The following is a 17375-nucleotide window of genomic DNA, read 5'->3' on the forward strand; positions in this document are numbered from 1 at the left end:
AATGCACCGCCTCGACGTTGAACTGGGGGATCGCAGCTATGCCATCCACGCCGGTGGGGACCTGCTCGCCGACCCGGAGTGGCTGGCCCGGGTTCTGACAGCCCCCGCTCTGTTCATCATCAGCGACGACAACGTTGCTCCCCATTACCTCCCTTCCCTGCGGGCGGCCCTGGGCCAGCGCCTGCGTGGCGAACTGGTGTTACCTGCCGGGGAAGCGCAGAAGCAACTGGACACCCTCTCGCGGGTCTTCGACCACCTGGCCGAATGCCGCATCGGCCGGGACGCCGCCCTGGTGGCGCTGGGCGGCGGCGTGGTGGGCGACCTGACTGGCTTCGCGGCCGCCTGCTGGCAGCGGGGCATTGATTTCTACCAGGTCCCCACCACTCTGCTGGCCCAGGTGGATGCCTCGGTCGGAGGCAAGACCGCGGTCAATCACCCGGCCGGAAAGAATCTCATCGGCGCCTTCCACCAGCCGCGAGCGGTCATTGCCGACACCGACACCCTGGCTACCCTGCCGGAGCGGGAGTTCCGTGCCGGGCTGGCGGAGGTGGTCAAGCACGCCCTGATCGCCGATCCGGATTTCCTGGCCTGGCTGGAAGCGCGGGTGGAGGCCCTCAATGCCCGCGAGCCGGAAACGGTTGGTGAGACGGTACTTCACTGCTGTCGCATCAAGGCGGCCGTGGTCAGCGAGGACGAGAGGGAAAGGGGGCGACGGGCCATCCTCAATTTTGGTCATACCTTCGGCCATGTCATTGAAGGAGCGCTGGGCTACGGCCAATGGCTGCACGGTGAGGCGGTGGCTGCCGGCATGGTTCAGGCCATGGTCCTGTCGCGAACGCTGGGCCTTCTGAACGAGGAAGAGCAGCGCCGTGCCGTTGCCTTGATGGAAAGGCTGAAGCTGCCGTGTGAACCGCCGGCCCTGTCCGTCGATACCTGGCTGGAATGGATGAGCCGCGACAAGAAGGCGACCAGCGCGGGGCTGCGCTTCGTGTTACTGGATGGGCTGGGCCGGGCGATCATCCGCGACGATGTCCCCGAGTCGCGCCTGCGGGAGGTGTTGGCGTGCGAGATGCAATCCCCCTGAAAGCGGCGGAACAGGGTCGCTTGGCATCCTGGGCAGTACCCGACAGGGCCGGTGATGCCGGACGGCGGCATCCTGAACCCCCACCCGCCTTTCGAACCGAATTTCAAAGGGACCGTGACCGCATTGTCCACTCCACCGCCTTCCGCCGTCTGGTCTACAAGACCCAGGTCTTCGTCAATCACGAAGGGGACCTTTACCGAACCCGCCTGACCCACAGCCTCGAAGTGGCCCAGATAGCCCGCACGGTAGCCGCCGCCCTGGGGCTCAATGTCTCCCTGGTGGAAGCCATCTCGCTGGCCCACGACCTGGGCCACACCCCCTTCGGCCATGCCGGTCAGCATGCGCTCAATCGCTGCATGCGGCCCTTCGGTGGCTTCGAGCACAACGTCCAGTCGCTGCGGGTGGTGGACCTGCTGGAGGAAAAGTATGCCGACTTTCCGGGCCTGAACCTCGCTTTTGCCACTCGGGAAGGAATATTGAAGCGCTGTCCGCCGCGGCTGGCCCGGGACCTGGGCGAGCTGGGACAACGTTTTCTGGCCGGCACGCAGCCCAGTCTGGAGGCACAGCTGGCCAATGTGGCGGATGAACTGGCCTACAACAATCACGATGTGGATGATGGCCTGAGAGCCGGACTGTTGGACGTCGAAGCGCTACGGGAAGTGGCGCTTTTCCGTGACCATTATGATGGGGTGCGCCAACAATGGCAGTCACTGTCCGGCCGCCGCGTGATCCACGAGACCGTTCGACGGATGATCGGCGAGCTGGTCAATGACCTGATCGAGGCCAGCGCCCGAAGGATTCTTGAGACGGCACCAGCCTCCGTTGAGGCCGTGCGCCAAATGGAAAAGGCCCTGATTGGCTTCAGCCCGCCGGTGGCCCGGCGGCATATGGCACTGAAACGCTATCTGCGCCGCCATCTTTATCGCCATCACCGGGTCCATCGCATGGCAACCAAGGCCAGGGCGACGGTGAGCCGCCTGTTCGAACTTTTCATTGACGATCCCCGGCTGCTGCCGCCAGACCCCTGGCAGCGCTTTCAGGCCAGTCAGGGACAGGATCACCAGGCTCGGGTGGTTGCCGATTACATCGCCGGCATGACCGATCGCTTTGCCATTGCCGAGCACGCTCGCCTGACCGATCCGGCGACGATGAACTGACTGCGGCCGGCAACGGTATTTCCGGTACAATTGCGCCAGCCAACCACCAGGAGTCCAACGTGTACCAGCACAAGTCCATCCCCCCGGAAGAGCGCCTGATTTTCGCCCTCGATGTACCCAACGTGGAAGAGGCCAAGGCGCTGGTTGAGCAGCTCGGTGACAGTGTGCGCTTCTACAAGATCGGCCTGGAACTGTTCATGGCCGATGGCTTTTTCGATTTCCTGGACTGGTTGCTGGGCCGTGAGCGCAAGGTTTTCGTGGATCTCAAGTTTTTCGACGTCCCCGCCACGGTGGCCGCCGCGGTGCGTCAGCTGTCCAGGCGGGGCGCCCATTTCTGCACCATCCACGGCAACCAGAGCATCATGGAAGCGGCCGGCGAGGCCCGCTCCGGCCATCTCAAGGTGCTGGCGGTGACCGCCCTGACCAGCCTCGATCGGGGCGACCTGGATGATCTGGGCTTTGATTGCGATGTGGATGCGCTGGTCCTGTCCCGGGCCCGACGCGCCCTGGAAGCCGGCTGTGACGGTGTGGTGGCCTCCGGCATGGAAGTCGCCCAGATGCGAGAGGCGGTGGACGATCGCCTGCTGGTGATCACCCCCGGGATTCGTCCGGTGGAGAATCGGGGTGGCGATGACCAGAAGCGGGTGGTCACGGTGGAGCAGGCATTCGAGAACGGCGCGGATTACATCGTCGTGGGCCGCCCCATTCGCAGGGCGGACGATCCCAAGGCGGCGGCCGAGGCCATTCAGGCGACCATTCGAGAGGTGTTTCAGGCATGAGTACCGAATTGCAGAACGACCGCTTGCTCAAGGCCCTGTTGCGGGAACCGGTGGACCGCACGCCGGTATGGATGATGCGCCAGGCCGGTCGCTACCTGCCCGAATACCGGGCCACCCGGGAACGGGCCGGCAGCTTCGTCAAACTGATGCGCAACCCGGAGATGGCCTGCGAAGTAACCCTGCAACCCCTGGAGCGCTTCCCCCTGGACGCAGCCATTCTCTTCTCGGACATCCTCACCATCCCCGATGCCATGGGCCTGGGACTGTACTTCGTTCAGGGCGAAGGGCCGAAATTTGAACGCACGGTGCGCTCGGCAGCGGAGGTGGACGCCCTGCCCCAACCGGATGTGGGCACGGAGCTCAGCTATGTCACCGATGCGGTCAGCACCATTCGCAAGGCCCTGGATGGCCGCGTGCCCCTGATCGGCTTCAGCGGCAGCCCCTGGACGCTGGCCACCTACATGGTCGAAGGGAGCTCCAGCAAGGACTTTGGCACCATCAAAGGCATGGCCTGGGATGCCCCGGAGGTCCTGGACCGGCTATTGGACAAGCTGGCTGTCTGCATCACCGATTACCTCAATGCCCAGATCCGCGCCGGTGCTCAGGCGGTACAGATCTTCGACACCTGGGGCGGCGTGCTCAGCCCCGCGCATTATCGGCGCTTTTCACTGGGGCCGATGGCCCGCATCGTGGAAGGGCTGATCCGCGAACATGAAGGACGGCGGGTGCCGGTGATTCTGTTTACCAAGGGCGGTGGCCAATGGCTGGAAGCCATGGCCGAGACAGGCTGCGATGCCCTGGGCCTGGACTGGACGGTGAACATCGGCGAAGCGCGCAAGCGTGTGGGCGACAAGGTGGCCTTGCAGGGCAATCTGGACCCGTCGGCCCTGAATGCCTCGCCAGCCCGCATTCGGGAAGCAGTCGCCGAGATCCTTGCGGATTTTGGACATGGGGAAGGCCATGTCTTCAATCTGGGCCACGGCATCACCCCCAAGATCCCGCCGGAGCACGCCGGAGCGATGATCGACGCCGTGGTTCGGCTGAGTCCGCAGTATCATCATGGTGGCTAGGTCACCGGCTGGGGCTGGAAGGGCAAATTCAAAGGCGGCCTCGCGCCAAGGCGCAAAGACGCGAAGAAAAACCAAAAATAAAAAAGGGATTTCGCGCTGAGGCGCAGAGCACCAAGAGATCAATAGGAGCGGCGCAACGATCTGCCTGGATAGTTTTGGCTGGGGGCAGTCTGCCGTAGGAGCGGCTTCAGCCGCGATTATGGCTTCGACATGCCCCCTATCGCGGCTGAAGCCGCTCCTACCGCAAATATCCCCTACCAAAAATCATTGCATTGCCTTTGCGTCTTGGCGTCTTTGCGCGACGCAATCCTTTGATCTTTCTATGCGCCTCACCGCCTCTGCGCGAAACCGCCTTTAGTCTTCCTTGGCGTCGGGGTCGTCTTCCCGGAGTTTGCGGCGGAGGATCTTGCCCACGTTGGTCTTGGGCAGCTCCTCACCAAAGGCCACTTTCTTGGGCACCTTGTAGCCGGTCAGATTACGGCGGCAGTGCTCGATGATGTCTTCTTCGGTAAGATTCTCGTCCTTGCGCACCACCCAAAGCTTCACCACCTCACCGGATTTTTCATCCGGAATGCCAATGGCAGCGACCTCGAGCACACCCTCCATCTCGGCGACCACATCTTCAATCTCATTGGGATACACATTGAAACCGGAGACGTTGATCATGTCCTTCTTGCGATCGACGATATAGAAATAGCCGCGTTCATCCATCTTCGCGACATCACCCGTCTTGAAGAAGCCGTCTTCGGTGAAGGAGGCCTCGGTCTCGTCAGGCCGATTCAGATATTCCTTCATCACCTGCGGCCCGCGAACCGCCAACTCACCCGCCTCACCCGGCGGCAAGGCCTTGCCCTCTTCATCAAGAATCACAACCTCGGTATTGGGGATGGGAAGTCCGATGCTGCCGTTGAACTGCTTCAAATTGAGGGGGTTGATGGTCACAGCCGGTGATGTTTCGGTCAAACCATAAGCCTCAAGCAGGGGGGCGCCCGTTCGCTTCTGCCAGCGTTCAGCGACCGCACGCTGAACAGCCATGCCGCCACCCAGGGCCAACTTCAGTTTACTGAAGTCGATGGACTCAAATTCCGGATGATTCATCAGGGCATTGAAAAGGGTGTTTACGCCCGTAATGGCGGTGAAGCCGGATTTGCGAATGGACTTGATGAAGGCGGGAACATCCCGCGGATTGGTAATAAGGAGATTCTTTCCACCCACCCGCATGAATACCATGCAGTTCGCGGTCAGGGAGAAGATGTGATAAAGCGGCAGAGCGGTCACGATGATCTCCCGCCCCTCCTCAATCTCGTTGCTGAGCCAGGCGGCCGCCTGCTGCATGTTGGCGACCATGTTGCCATGGGTCAGCACCGCCCCCTTGGCCAGTCCCGTGGTGCCCCCGGTGTATTGGAGAAAGGCCACATCATCCCGAGTCAGGCTGACTTCTTCCAGTGTCTGCCATTTACCTTCCGATAAAGCACGTTCAAAGGTCTGGGCAGAGGGGATATCCCAGTCCGGGACCATCTTCTTGACATGCTTGACCACAAGATTGACCAGCATGGACTTGGGGAAACCCAGCATGTCACCAAGGCGGGTGGTCAGGACCGAACGAACATCCGTTTCATCCACAACTTCCTGCAGCGTACTGCAGAAGTTCTCGACGATGACGATGGCCTTGGCCCCGGAATCGCTTAACTGGTGCTTGAGTTCACGCGCGGTGTAAAGGGGGTTGACGTTCACAACGGTGAGGCCGGCCCGGAGGATACCGAACATGGCAACCGGATACTGCAGGCAGTTGGGCATCATGACCGCCACCGGGTCACCCTTCTGCAAGCCCAGGACCTTCTGCAGATAGGCGGCGAAATATCGACTGCGCTGATCCAGCTCCGCGTAGGTGACTACCGCACCCATGTTCTCGAAGGCCGGCAGGTCACGATACTTGCGAACGCTTTCCTCAAAGATGTCCTTGATTGACTGATAGGCTTCCACGTCCGCCTCGGCGGGCACGCCTTCGGGGTATTCTTTCAGCCAGACCTTGTCGACCATGGTGCTCTCCTCGGGGTTTCGGGCAGCGGTGCCCGGTCGCCTTCAGGCTCAACCGATGCGGAAAATTATCCGATAGGTATAGCATTCGCCCGCCTGCGGGAGCAAGGCGAGCGGCGGGAAGTGACTTGCAATCTCAGGCGACGCCAGCCCGGCCCCGTGCATCGAGGTGCTCGCGCATCAAGCGCAGACCGGTTTCAATCTCGTCACCGAGGAAGATGGCACCGGCGTCGGTGATCTTTTCGATGGCCTCATCGCTGAAGCGACCACCAACAAACACAGGAACCTTCACGGCTTCCACCAGGCTCACCAGAGACTGACTCAGGGTTTCCTCCGCCGGCTCGGTGGAGGATGACAGGACGACGGCGTCACCGCGCGACCGTGATACCGCGAGCGGAATTTCCTCCAGTGGCAGATTGGCCCCCAGCAAAACGGTGTCATAAGCGCGGGTACTGGCCGCCAGGGCGAACAAGAGCAGGCCAATCTCATGATACTGCTCCGGCAGGCAGGCCATCACCAGGCGACTGCCACCGATGTGTCGGGGACGATGATGAAAACGGGCGCCAAGCTTGTTTCGCAGGTAACAGCCGAAGAAATGCTCTTCCGCCACACTGCCTTCACCGCTTTCCCATCGGCGCCCGATCTCCTCCAACATGGGGACAACGAGAAGGCGGGTAACCACATTGACCGGATACAGGGCAAGGGCCTCATTGTAGACGTCTTCCAGGCTGGCCTCGTCGAAGGTCGCGATGGCCTTGATCATGTTGGCCCGATACTGCTGCCACTTGTCGTCGTGGGCTTCCGAGACATCTTGGCTCTGCTCCGTCTCCAGGGCACTGCGGACCTGGCCGATGGACATGCCCCGGTCCAGAAGGTCCAGGACGCGGCTGATCAGATCGATATCCTGGCGGCTGTAGAGACGATGGCCCTTGGGTGTCCGCTGTGGCTTTATCAGGCCATAGCGACGTTCCCAGGCTCGGAGGGTCACCGGGTTGACTCCCGTGAGGCGGGAGACGGTTCGGATCGGTACCAATTCCTTGCGCGGATCAACCATGGGCGGCAACCTTCTCAATGACGGTTTGGTCCAAGCACTGCCCTGGCGAGCATCCGGGCCGATCATGCGTGGATAAAGCTTGCCCAATATTATACATTGATAGTACATCCATTACAGCATTTTGACGAGCCGGCTGTCGCCACGGCCCACCGCCCATGACCCGTATCCAGGCCATCAGCTTTGACCTCGACGACACCCTTTGGCCGGTGGCGCCGGTCATTACCGCGGCGGAGCAGGCCGTGCACGATTTCTTCGCCAGCCAAGCCCCCACCGTCGCCGAACGCTTTGACGTGGCGGGGCTCCGGGACCTGAGAGTCTCGTTAGCCCGTGAGCTGCCCCACCTGGCCCATGATCTCAGTCTCATGCGCCGCCTGTCCCTGGAGCGGGCCTGCCAAATCAGCGGCGTGTCGACAGATCTCGCCGAACCGGCGTTCCAGGTGTTTTTCCAGGCCCGCAACCGGGTCGAGTGGTATCCGGATGTGGCTGCGACCCTGGGCCGCCTGGCCCAACGCTTTCCTTTGGTGGCCCTGACCAATGGCAACGCCGACCTCCAACTGACCGGGCTCGCCGAGTGGTTCCGCTTCTCCCTGTCCGCTATCGAGGTGGGCGCGGCCAAACCCGATCCTGCAATGTTTCATGCCGCCGCCGATCGTCTGGCTCTGGCGCCGGAACAGATCCTTCACGTTGGGGATGACCCAGGCTGTGACCTTGCCGGTGCCCACTCGGCCGGCTTTCAGGCAGTGTTGATTGATCGCCAGGGCCGACACAAGGGACTGGCGACGAAAGCCCCGGTGATCACTTCCCTGGAAGATCTGCCGGTCATCTAGGCCCGCCTCCCTTCTCCGGCTGCGCAGTGATGGCAGCCCGCAGTTCGGCCTGACGGTCGGCGTCCAGAGGAAAATGCCAGACCAGAGGAATCACCAATAGCTTGATCGCTGCCGGGGCTGCGGCATACAGCAAGGCGAGGGTGAGCAGTGCGCGCTCACTGTTGTCGGCGCCGGCCTCGAACCCGCTCAGTGCCAGCAGCGGCAAGGCAATGCCCGCGGCCAGGGCCCAGGCCAGCTTGGTGGCCATGTTCCAGAGCCCGAAATAGACCCCTGCCCGACCGCCACCGCCAGCAGCGCTGTCCTCGTCCACCACATCGGCCTGCATGGAAGCGGGAATGGCCTGGTCCACGCCCAGACTGAAGCCGGTCAGAATCGTGATGAACAGGAAGGGCAGGAAATCTCCCTCGCCCAAAAAAGGAACAAAGGCGAAGATGAACGCGGCCCAGGCCATGGACAGACACCACACCCGGTGCTTGCCCAGCCGCTTTGCCAGTCGCAGCCACAGCGGCAATGCCGCCACCGCCGACAGAAAATAGGCAATCAGTAACAGGCCGACGCGCTCATCCGCGCCCAGCACGTAAGTGGCGTAAAGAATGAACAGTGTGGCCGGCAGACCATTGGCCACGCCGTTGACCAGATAGGCAGCCAGCAAGCGCCGGAAGGGCCGATTCTCGATCAACAGCCGAATGCCCTGGCGCCAGGGGGCCGGGCGGGAAGTGGACAATCTTGGTTCGGGGACGCGCCAGATGAACAAGCCCAGAGCGAGCGGCAGCAGGCAGACCATGATCAGGGCCAACAACCACAGCCCCGTGTCCCGGCTCATGCCCGCCACTTCCACCGCGGCCGGCAGGATCACCGCCAACAGCGTCCCCAGGACCACAAAAGCCTCGCGGTAGACGGTCACCCGTGAGCGCTGGTGGTAATCGCCGGACAGCTCCGCACCGAGTGCCAGATAGGGCAGTTGCACCAGCGTCCAGCCCAGGTAGGCAAGCAGAGACCAGAACAGAAGATGGAAGACAGAGACGCCTTCAGGGGGCACCATCAGAAACCAGACGCCGACCATGAACAGAGGCGCCCCAAACACCATCCAGGGCTTGCGCCTCCCCCAGCGAGTGGGGCGGTAATCGGCCAGGACGCCCACCAGCGGGTCGGTTACCACATCCCAGATCCGGGCGGCCAGCAGGATGACACCCACCAGCGCCAGGGATAGACCGAGGCTTTCGTGATAGAAGGCCGGAATATAGATGTAGAGTGGCAAGCCCACGATTGCCAGAGGCAATCCGGGCAGGCCATAGGCCAATAGTGTGGCTGGCCGCGCAGACTCAGCCATTGCCGTCTGCAGCGGTGAGCACGGTCTGCATCAGATTGATCTTGCCGTTGCTGAAGCCGGCTTCGCAGTAGGCCAGGTAGTAATGCCACATGCGGATGAAACGCTCATCAAAGCCCTGCTTGCGGACATCATCTTCGACCCGGGAAAAACCTTCTGCCCACTGTCGCAGGGTTCTGGCGTAGTCTTCTCCGAAAAAATCACGTTTGCGGGTTTCAAGGCCGGCTTCGGAGGCATCGCTCTGGAAACGGCTCGGCGATGGCAGCACACCCCCCGGGAAAATGTATTCACGAATAAAATCAGTATCCCGCCGGTAGGCGTCAAAATGCTGCTCATCAATGGTGATCACCTGGATGACGGCCCGTCCCCCCGGCTTGAGACGTTTGGCCAGTGTCCGAAAGTACACCGGCCAGTAGGCTTCTCCCACCGCCTCGAACATTTCAATCGAGACGATGTGATCGAATTGCCCGGCGACATCACGATAATCCTGTAAACGGACATCCACTTTTTCGGACAGACCCGCCTCTGCGACCCGGGCCCGCGCAATCTCATACTGAGCCGGGGACAGGGTCAGCGCCGTCACCCGACAGTCACGTTCTCTGGCTGCATGGATGGCGAAGCTGCCCCAGCCGCAGCCAATCTCCAGGATGTGGTCACCGGCACTCGCGCCGCTCAGGGACAACAGGCGCTGGTACTTGTTGAATTGGGCCGTTTCCAGATCGTCTGACGGCGACAGGAACAGACCTGAAGAATAGGTCATGCTCGGATCCAGCCACAGGCGATAGAAATCATTGCCCAGATCATAGTGATAACGGATATTTCGTCGACTACCGCTGCGGTTGTTGCGCAGCAGCAGGACCTGACGCAGCGAGCGAAGCCAACGCATGGCCGCCCTGCCACGTTGCAGGGCCTTGAAGCCATCCAGGTTCAAGTCCAGACAGCGAAGCAGGGCCGGCAGATCCGGGCTGGTCCATTCACCCGCCATCCAGGCTTCGGCAAAGCCCAGGTCGCCACCGGACATCAGGCGCTTGAACATGGCCGTATCGCGAATGAGCAGGACCCCATGGGGTCCGGCAACGGGCCCCGAAAAAAGCTGTGGTGCCATGCCCGGCAAATGGATCTCCAGGCTGCCCTGCTGAAGACGGCGGGCTGCCGCCAACAGCAGGCGAACAGGCAGACTCAGTCTTGCCGATGCGTGGGCTTGAGCGGACTTGCTTGCGGACATGTCAGACTTACCTCCTGGTCCGGTGGCGAGGGCTTGCGATAAAAGGGAAAGCACCTCAACCAGAGTTTCAGAGCCTGCCAATGGATCAGGCTGATGATCTTGAGCCCCTGCAGGGGCACGCCGAGCGCCTGGCGAAGCAGGGAAGCATCCATCAACGGGCGGCGCTTGCCCGTCCAGCAGGCCGACATCTGGTACTGCCCCGCTGCATCCCAGCCAGTGTCGACTCGCACCAGCATCTGTTTGTCCGGGATGCGAAGGCGGAATCGGTAGTGGGCATCCATGGTCGCAAAGGGCGAGACATGAAAGGCCTTGGGTGCAGTCCAGGCAGGGGGGTGCCTGCTGGAATCATTGTTCATGGGCAGCAGGTACTGATGCTTTTCACCAAAGGTGTTGCGCACCTCCAGGATCACGGCAATCAAACGCTCATCGGCTGCATGGCAATACCACACGGCCAATGGGCTGAAGCCGTATCCCAGGACCCGGGGAAAGCAAAGCAGGCGGATGGGGCCATCCGCTTCAAGTCCGGCCGTCGCCAGAACCCGGGCGATCCAGCGCCGCAGGTCCGAGCCATCCTGGGGGCCGTGGTCGCGATCATGGAAGGACAGCAGATTGAATCGATTGCGCGAGAAGAAGCGCAGGTCACGATCCAGAAAATCCAGCTCGTCAATGTCCAGCAACAGGCTGAAGACCCGGTAACGGAAGCGATAGCTTCCCGGCTGCCGCCGCTGATGCATCACCTGACCGGTATAGAGACAGGAAGCGCCCATGATTCACGCCTCCTCTCCCGCCAACTGCAGGGGGTGGGCATGAACGGCTGCGCCGTGCCGCTGCTGCCAGGGCGCTTGAGTTCCCAGGGCATTGGCAACGGCAATACCGGAACGAATGCCATCTTCGTGGAAACCATTGGCCGTCCAGGCCCCGCAGAACCAGACCCTGTCCGTTCCCTGCACATTGGGTAAAGCCTGTTGCGCCTGGATGGCAGCCAAGTCGAACACGGGATGCTCGTATTCCATACGCTGCCAGGTCAGCGCGGGGTCGGGGCGTTGCCGGGGATTGAGGGTGACGAAATAATCCCTGCTCGCATCCAGCGGCTGAAGCCGATTCATCCAGTAGCTCACCGCGACTTTCCGGTCACTCGCCCCCTCACGGTCGGCAAGGTAGTTCCAGGACGACCAGACCCGACGACGCTTCGGCATTAACTGCGGGTCACTGTGCAGCCAGGCGGTGTTGTTCTGAAAGGAAAAGGCGGCCAGCACATCACGCTCCCGGGGCTGGGCATCCTTGAGCATGGCCAGGGCCTGATCCCCATGACAGGCCAATATGACCTGATCGTATTCCGCCTGCCCACCCCGGGCATCATCCACGAGCACACCCGCGGAACGGCGTCTGACCGCTGTCACGGCTACGCCGGCCATGGCCCGGTCACCCAACTCGGCCAGTACCCGCTGGACATATTCCCGACTGCCGCCCAGCACGGTTTTCCAGCGCGGCCGGTCGGCGACCTGTAGCAGATAGTGATTGCGAAAAAAGGCCAGAAAGCTGCGGGCAGGAAACTCGAGTATTCGTGCCATGGGGGCCGACCAGATGGCAGCGCCCATGGGAAGCAGGTAACGCTCGCTGAGTTCCCGGGCGAAACCCTGCTGCTTGAGAAACGCCCCCAAGGACAGGGATGTCTGCTCGCCGCTATCCAGCCATTCCGCGGCGATTCGATTGAAGCGCACGATCTCGCGAATCATGCGCCAATGACTGGGCCGAAGGATATTGGCGGGCTGGGCGAAGAGACTGGCCAGACCGTCACCGGCGTATTCCAGCTGGCCCTGCCCCAATGAGGCCGAGAAGGACATGTCACTGTCGTGGACCGGTACGCCCAGCTCGCGGAAAAAGGCATTTAGGTGGGGATAGTTGGGCTCGTTGAAGACGATGAAACCGGTGTCAACGGGAATCTGGCGACGACCTTCCCGCAGCAATACGGTATTGCTGTGTCCGCCGAAGCGATCACTGGCTTCATAGAGCTGTACCTCGTGCTCCCGCGAGAGCAGCCAGGCGCAGGACAGGCCGGCGATGCCCGAGCCGATGACAGCAATCCGCATTGCAGTTCCTCCTGGGGAGCCTGATATTCTCCGCCAAGAGTTATACACTTCTTCTTAACAGTGCACAAGTATTGTATTGTTTTATCCGCGTCCCCGGATGGAGGGGGTCGATCGGCTCCTGGCCGGTCGGGACTGGCATGCCCTGAAGCCCGCGACCGGCCCTATTCCCGCGCCGAATGGGTCAGCAGGGGAATCAAGGCAGGCCAGAGATTGTCGAGAATGACGGGCTGGGCATCGGCGGTGGGATGGATACCATCGGGCTGCATGAGATCCTCGCGCTCACCAACGCCTGCCAGGATCCGCGGCACCAGCGCCACCTGGTGCGTCTCGGCAAGCTCGGCATACATGGCAGCGAAGGCCTCAATATAAGGGCGTCCATAATTGGGCGGCAGACGGACACCGGCGAGCAGGACCTGGGCACCCGCCGCCTGACTGACCTCTATCATGGCCGCCAGATTGGCTTGGGCCTCGCCCAGGTCGAGCCCGCGCAGGCCGTCATTGCCGCCCAACTGAATGATCACCACCGAGGGCTGCTGCTCTTCCAAGGCCCGGGGCAGGCGGGCTCGGCCACTGCGGGTGGTGTCGCCACTGATGGCGGCATTGACCACTGCCCGGTCATGACCGTGCTCCCGCATGCGCTCGGCCAGCAGACTGACCCAGCCGCGGCCACGCTCGAAACCGTAATCGGCGCTGAGGCTGTCGCCGATCACCAGAACCGGCCCTGGCCGGGTATCATCATGGCGGCTATCCGCTTCGGCGGTTACCGTACTTGCCCAGGGCAGCAATAGGAGAACAACAACAATGGCAGAAAGTCGCGACACGGCAATGCTCCGGGCTGAAGGTCTGGTCAAGCAGGTTAGCAGCCCAGGCGGGCCGCTCACCATTGTCGATCAAGTCAGTCTCAGTGTTGCGCCGGGTGAAAGCCTGGCCATCGTTGGCGCTTCCGGGTCGGGCAAGAGCACCCTCCTGGGCCTGCTGGCCGGCCTGGATTTGCCCACCCGGGGGCGGGTGTATCTCGGCGAGGACTGCCTGACCGACCTGGACGAAGACGGTCGGGCCGCTGTTCGGGCCCGCCAGGTCGGATTCGTCTTCCAGTCCTTTCACCTGTTGCCCGGCCTGACCGCCCTCGAAAACGTCATGCTGCCGCTGGAACTCAACGGCCACCCACGGCCCCGGGAAGTCGCCCAGGCTGCCCTGGAACGGGTCGGGCTGGCGGCCCGTTCGGGCCATTATCCGCGCCAGCTCTCCGGCGGTGAGCAGCAGCGGGTCGCCATCGCCCGCGCCTATGCTCCCGGCCCGGCACTGCTGTTCGCCGATGAACCAACCGGTAATCTGGACAACCGTACCGGGGAAAAAATCCGCGACTTGATCTTTGACCTCAACGCCGCCGAGGGCACCACGCTGGTCCTGGTCACCCATGACCAGCGCCTGGCAGCACGTTGTGAACGGCGAATCGGTCTGGACGACGGCCGCCTGGTGAGCGCCGACGAGGAGGCCACGGCATGAGCCGAAGCCTGCTTGCCAGTGGCTCGCTGGGACTGCGCCTGCTGCGCCGGGAATGGCACGGTGGCGAGCTGGCGGTTCTGCTGTTGGCCCTGACCCTGGCGGTCACGGCGATCAGTGCCGTGGGCTTTTTCACCGACCGGGTGGGCGCGGCGATGGAACGCCGGGCGGCGGAGGTTCTGGCTGCCGATGTGGTCCTGCGGAGCCGGGCCCCTCTCCCCGACCGGTTCGAAGCCCGCGCGAAAGAAACCGGGCTGAAAACGGCCGCCACGGTCACCCTGCCGACCGTGGTGGCCGGAGAAGAGCGGACCCAGCTGATTGACCTGCGTGCGGTGGACCCGGCCTATCCACTGCGGGGAGAGATTCAGGTTGCCGATGCGCCCTTCAGGCCTGGCCGACCGGTCGAGTCTCTGATCGAGCTCGGTGAAGCCTGGGTGGATGCCCGGGTGCTGGCCCGACTCGATCTCGCAGTGGGTGATGCCCTGACCTTGGGCGACCATGAACTGCGTATCAGCCAGGTACTGGCGGGTCTCCCGGATGAGGGCATTGGCTTTGCCGATGTGGCCCCGGCGGTGCTGGTCCATTCCGATGAGCTGTCTGCCACGGGCCTGGCCCGGGAAGGCAGCCGCGTCACCCACCGCCTGCTGGTGGCCGGGGACCGGGCGGCAATCCGCAACTGGCGGCAATGGGCCGAGTCCGAGCTGGAAGAGGGCCAGAGCCTGCAGGATGTGAGCGAGAGTCGACAGGAGATCGGTGCCGCCATCACCCGGGCGGAAAGCTTCCTCGGCCTCGCCGCCCTGGTGAGTGTGCTGGTGGCGGCGGTGGCCGTTGCCCTCTCCGCCCGTGAATGGGCCCGCCGTCGACTGGATGCGGTGGCGGTCATGAAGACTCTCGGTGCCGGCCAGGGCAAGGTCCTTGGTCTGTACCTGAGTCAGCTGCTCAGCATCGGCCTGGTGGGTGGGGGACTGGGTCTGGCCGGTGGCTGGCTGGCGCAATGGGGGCTGGTGGCCATACTGGGCGGCCTGCTGGGCGAGACCCTGCCCGCCGCCGAACCCATGGGACCGGTCATGACCGGTCTGGGGACTTCCCTGGTACTGCTGCTGGGCTTTGCCCTACCCCCCCTGCTGAAGCTGCGTCGCACCCCGCCCGCCCGGGTGCTGCGACGGGAGAGCGGACCGCCGGAAGTCGGTGCCTGGCTGGTCTATGGCCTGGCATTGGCTGCCATCAGCATCCTGATCCTGAGTCAGGCACGCGATCTGGGCCTGGCGCTGCAACTCTTGCTGGTCGGTGGTGCCACCCTGGCCCTGCTGCTGGCCGGTGGCCTGCTTGTCATCACCCTGGTGCGGCGACTTGGCGGCCGTTTTGGTTCGGCCTGGCGTCAGGGCCTGGGGAATCTGGCCCGCTATCCGGGCCGCAGTCTTGCCCTGATCACCGCAGTTGGCCTGGGGCTGATGGTGTTGACGCTGCTGAGTACGGTGCGCGGTGACTTGCTGGACGGCTGGCGGGCCACACTGCCCGAGGATGCCGCCAACCACTTTCTCATCAATATCCAGCCGGACGAACGGAAAGGGGTGATGGAGGCCCTGGATGAACTGGGGGCGCGCAATCAGACATTCAGCCCGCTCATCCGCGGCCGCCTGGTGGCCATCAACGGCGAGGATGTTGACGATCTGACCCTGCCGACCGAGCGGGGCCGACGCTTCGTTCAGAGAGATGCCAACCTCAGCTGGATGGATACCCTGCAGGCGGACAATCGGGTCGTTGCCGGTGACTGGTGGGATGGGTCCGAGCACGGCGAGGCCTTGGTCTCCCTGGAGGAGGATATCGCCGAGGCCCTGGGGGTCGGTCTGGGCGACCGGCTGAGCTATCGCATCGGCGGCCGGGAAGTGGAACTGGAAATCAGCAATCTTCGCAGTGTGCGCTGGGACTCCTTCAACACCAACTTTTTCGTGGTCACCCCGCCCGGGACCCTGGAAGACGCTCCACTGACCTGGATCGCCAGTGTCTATCTGCCGGAGGAGGCCCGGGGCCGGCTGACCGCCCTGGTACGCGATTACCCCAGCGTCACCATCATTGACGTTGAGAGCATCCTGGCGCAGGTCCGGCAGATCATGGACCGGGCCTCGCTGGCGGTTGAATACGTCTTCGCCTTTACCCTGCTGGCCGGGCTGATCGTTCTGTTTGCGGCCGTGCAGGCCTCTCGCGACCAGCGACGTTTCGAGAGCGCCCTGGTGCGCGCACTGGGCGGGCGCCGGCGGCATGTCTACGCCACCGTGGTGACGGAGTTCGGCAGTGCCGGCGCCCTCGCCGGCCTGCTCGCGGGGCTGGGGGCGGCCCTGGGGGGATGGCTGATGGCCGAGCGCGTGTTTGAGCTCAGCTATCGGCCGCCACTGTGGTTGCTGCCGGCAGTGATGGGGGCCGGGGCTTTGTTGCTGGCGGTGGCCGGCTGGGTCGCCAGCCGACGGGTCGTGACCCGCTCTGCCCTGCTGGTCTTGCGAGAGGAATAGAAGCATCACCGATAAGCAATCGGCGATCAGCGCTATACTGTGCATATGACGACACACGGCGACCCACTTTCCGCAGGCATCGTAATCATCCGGGAGACCGGGAAGGGGCGCCGCTATCTCCTGCTGCGGGCCTGGAATCATTGGGATTTTCCCAAGGGCAAGGTGGAAGAGGGTGAGACGCCCATGGAGGCGGCCTTGCGGGAGGTCGCGGAAGAGACGACGATCACGGAGCTGCGCTTTGACTGGGGCGAGGTATACCGTGAAACGGGGCCCTACAATCGGGGCAAGATCGCCCGCTACTATCTGGCCCGCACTGATACCGAGAATGTCCACTTGCCGGTGGTCCCGGAGCTGGGACGACCGGAGCATGCGGAGTATCGCTGGGTGGATATGGAGGAGGCCTGGGAGCTGAGCTCTCCGCGAGTACGTCAGATTCTGCGCTGGGTCGCCAAGGAAACCGGTGACCGTCTCCCCCGCGCCGCCCGCCGAGGCCCCGGCCGCCGACCCCGGCGCCGACGTCGATCCGGTCCGGACCGGGGGGCGTCCGGGTAGGTTTCTATTTGAATGCGGCGGCTTGGTGAGGCCGGCTCCGATTGATGTGGTGCCCTTCGATGCCGGTGACGGGGGTCGTTCCGGCCTTGGTGCCGGCAGACGTTTGCAAGGACGCCGTGAAGCCATCCCTGGGGGCTCTGCACGCGACATCCTGTCGCTCACA

The 17375-nt window shown here is 63.1% G+C and carries 15 protein-coding genes; 8 read left to right on the top strand and 7 right to left on the bottom strand.

What is annotated here, in order from left to right:
* The first annotated feature begins 1 nt into the window (after position 1).
* The 4 genes from aroB to hemE are packed head-to-tail and all read left to right on the top strand — an operon-like array spanning position 2 to position 4090.
* Positions 2–1084 (top strand): 3-dehydroquinate synthase, encoded by a 1083-nt coding sequence (gene aroB / locus ACJWXQ_RS02260; protein ID WP_346051506.1) that lies wholly within the window; start codon positions 2–4, stop codon positions 1082–1084.
* Positions 1063–2241, top strand: a complete 1179-nt coding sequence (locus tag ACJWXQ_RS02265) for a deoxyguanosinetriphosphate triphosphohydrolase (RefSeq protein ID WP_346051508.1) — start codon at positions 1063–1065, stop codon at positions 2239–2241. Before aroB ends, ACJWXQ_RS02265 begins: the two co-directional genes overlap by 22 nt.
* Positions 2242–2300: 59 nt before the next feature.
* A complete protein-coding gene (gene pyrF / locus ACJWXQ_RS02270; protein ID WP_346051510.1) occupies positions 2301–3020 on the top strand; it encodes an orotidine-5'-phosphate decarboxylase in 720 nt (239 codons plus the stop codon).
* Positions 3017–4090 (top strand): uroporphyrinogen decarboxylase, encoded by a 1074-nt coding sequence (gene hemE / locus ACJWXQ_RS02275; protein ID WP_346051512.1) that lies wholly within the window; start codon positions 3017–3019, stop codon positions 4088–4090. The genes pyrF and hemE overlap by 4 nt, the downstream gene beginning before the upstream one ends.
* A gap of 354 nt (positions 4091–4444) precedes the next feature.
* On the opposite strand, the gene ACJWXQ_RS02280 is transcribed toward hemE, so the two are convergent.
* Positions 4445–6130 carry an AMP-binding protein gene (locus ACJWXQ_RS02280; RefSeq protein WP_346051514.1) on the bottom strand — a complete coding sequence of 562 codons (1686 nt, stop codon included), beginning with the start codon at positions 6128–6130 and terminating at the stop codon, positions 4445–4447.
* A gap of 133 nt (positions 6131–6263) precedes the next feature.
* Positions 6264–7181, bottom strand: a complete 918-nt coding sequence (locus ACJWXQ_RS02285) for a MerR family transcriptional regulator (RefSeq protein ID WP_346051516.1) — start codon at positions 7179–7181, stop codon at positions 6264–6266.
* Positions 7182–7336: 155 nt separating this feature from the next.
* Between ACJWXQ_RS02285 and ACJWXQ_RS02290 the strand changes: the two genes are divergently transcribed.
* Positions 7337–8008 (top strand): HAD-IA family hydrolase, encoded by a 672-nt coding sequence (locus ACJWXQ_RS02290; protein ID WP_346051518.1) that lies wholly within the window; start codon positions 7337–7339, stop codon positions 8006–8008.
* Here ACJWXQ_RS02290 and ACJWXQ_RS02295 read toward each other — a convergent pair.
* From ACJWXQ_RS02295 to ACJWXQ_RS02315, 5 genes are all read right to left on the bottom strand, one after another.
* Positions 8001–9338 carry an MFS transporter gene (locus tag ACJWXQ_RS02295; protein ID WP_346051520.1) on the bottom strand — a complete coding sequence of 446 codons (1338 nt, stop codon included), beginning with the start codon at positions 9336–9338 and terminating at the stop codon, positions 8001–8003. The two genes, ACJWXQ_RS02290 and ACJWXQ_RS02295, sit on opposite strands and share 8 nt — an antisense overlap.
* Entirely contained in the window at positions 9331–10560 is a 1230-nt protein-coding gene (locus tag ACJWXQ_RS02300; protein ID WP_346051521.1) for a cyclopropane-fatty-acyl-phospholipid synthase family protein, read from the bottom strand. The genes ACJWXQ_RS02295 and ACJWXQ_RS02300 overlap by 8 nt, the downstream gene beginning before the upstream one ends.
* On the bottom strand, positions 10515–11327 hold the full coding sequence (locus ACJWXQ_RS02305; protein WP_346051523.1) for a DUF1365 domain-containing protein: 813 nt from the start codon (positions 11325–11327) through the stop codon (positions 10515–10517). Before ACJWXQ_RS02305 ends, ACJWXQ_RS02300 begins: the two co-directional genes overlap by 46 nt.
* 3 nt (positions 11328–11330) lie before the next feature.
* Entirely contained in the window at positions 11331–12650 is a 1320-nt protein-coding gene (locus tag ACJWXQ_RS02310) for an FAD-dependent oxidoreductase (protein ID WP_346051526.1), read from the bottom strand.
* A gap of 161 nt (positions 12651–12811) precedes the next feature.
* Positions 12812–13471 (bottom strand): arylesterase, encoded by a 660-nt coding sequence (locus ACJWXQ_RS02315; protein WP_346051528.1) that lies wholly within the window; start codon positions 13469–13471, stop codon positions 12812–12814.
* On the opposite strand from ACJWXQ_RS02315, the gene ACJWXQ_RS02320 reads away from it, so the two are divergent.
* Genes ACJWXQ_RS02320 through ACJWXQ_RS02330 form a run of 3 tightly spaced genes read left to right on the top strand, consistent with a single transcriptional unit; the run spans position 13452 to position 17212 of the window.
* Positions 13452–14156, top strand: a complete 705-nt coding sequence (locus tag ACJWXQ_RS02320; protein ID WP_406672053.1) for an ABC transporter ATP-binding protein — start codon at positions 13452–13454, stop codon at positions 14154–14156. The genes ACJWXQ_RS02315 and ACJWXQ_RS02320 overlap by 20 nt on opposite strands.
* Positions 14153–16660, top strand: coding sequence for an ABC transporter permease (locus tag ACJWXQ_RS02325; RefSeq protein WP_406672054.1), 2508 nt, complete (start codon positions 14153–14155; stop codon positions 16658–16660). The genes ACJWXQ_RS02320 and ACJWXQ_RS02325 overlap by 4 nt, the downstream gene beginning before the upstream one ends.
* A 45-nt stretch (positions 16661–16705) precedes the next feature.
* Positions 16706–17212: an NUDIX domain-containing protein gene (locus ACJWXQ_RS02330; protein WP_346051541.1), complete on the top strand. Its 507-nt coding sequence runs from the start codon at positions 16706–16708 to the stop codon at positions 17210–17212.
* Positions 17213–17375: the final 163 nt, after the last annotated feature.

This window comes from Natronospira sp., from assembly GCF_007134575.1.
In the GTDB taxonomy this organism is placed as follows: Bacteria; Pseudomonadota; Gammaproteobacteria; order Natronospirales; family Natronospiraceae; genus Natronospira; species Natronospira elongata.

What these genes read in the sequence shown, in the direction of transcription:
- ACJWXQ_RS02325 (WP_406672054.1), top strand. Translation starts at nt 14,153, where the DNA reads ATGAGCCGAAGCCTGCTTGCCAGTGGCTCGCTGGGACTGCGCCTGCTG.
- hemE (WP_346051512.1), top strand. Translation starts at nt 3,017, where the DNA reads ATGAGTACCGAATTGCAGAACGACCGCTTGCTCAAGGCCCTGTTGCGG.
- aroB (WP_346051506.1), top strand. Translation starts at nt 2, where the DNA reads ATGCACCGCCTCGACGTTGAACTGGGGGATCGCAGCTATGCCATCCAC.
- ACJWXQ_RS02295 (WP_346051520.1), bottom strand. Translation starts at nt 9,338, where the DNA reads ATGGCTGAGTCTGCGCGGCCAGCCACACTATTGGCCTATGGCCTGCCC.
- ACJWXQ_RS02300 (WP_346051521.1), bottom strand. Translation starts at nt 10,560, where the DNA reads ATGTCCGCAAGCAAGTCCGCTCAAGCCCACGCATCGGCAAGACTGAGT.
- ACJWXQ_RS02330 (WP_346051541.1), top strand. Translation starts at nt 16,706, where the DNA reads ATGACGACACACGGCGACCCACTTTCCGCAGGCATCGTAATCATCCGG.
- ACJWXQ_RS02285 (WP_346051516.1), bottom strand. Translation starts at nt 7,181, where the DNA reads ATGGTTGATCCGCGCAAGGAATTGGTACCGATCCGAACCGTCTCCCGC.
- ACJWXQ_RS02305 (WP_346051523.1), bottom strand. Translation starts at nt 11,327, where the DNA reads ATGGGCGCTTCCTGTCTCTATACCGGTCAGGTGATGCATCAGCGGCGG.
- ACJWXQ_RS02290 (WP_346051518.1), top strand. Translation starts at nt 7,337, where the DNA reads ATGACCCGTATCCAGGCCATCAGCTTTGACCTCGACGACACCCTTTGG.
- ACJWXQ_RS02320 (WP_406672053.1), top strand. Translation starts at nt 13,452, where the DNA reads ATGGCAGAAAGTCGCGACACGGCAATGCTCCGGGCTGAAGGTCTGGTC.
- ACJWXQ_RS02310 (WP_346051526.1), bottom strand. Translation starts at nt 12,650, where the DNA reads ATGCGGATTGCTGTCATCGGCTCGGGCATCGCCGGCCTGTCCTGCGCC.
- ACJWXQ_RS02280 (WP_346051514.1), bottom strand. Translation starts at nt 6,130, where the DNA reads ATGGTCGACAAGGTCTGGCTGAAAGAATACCCCGAAGGCGTGCCCGCC.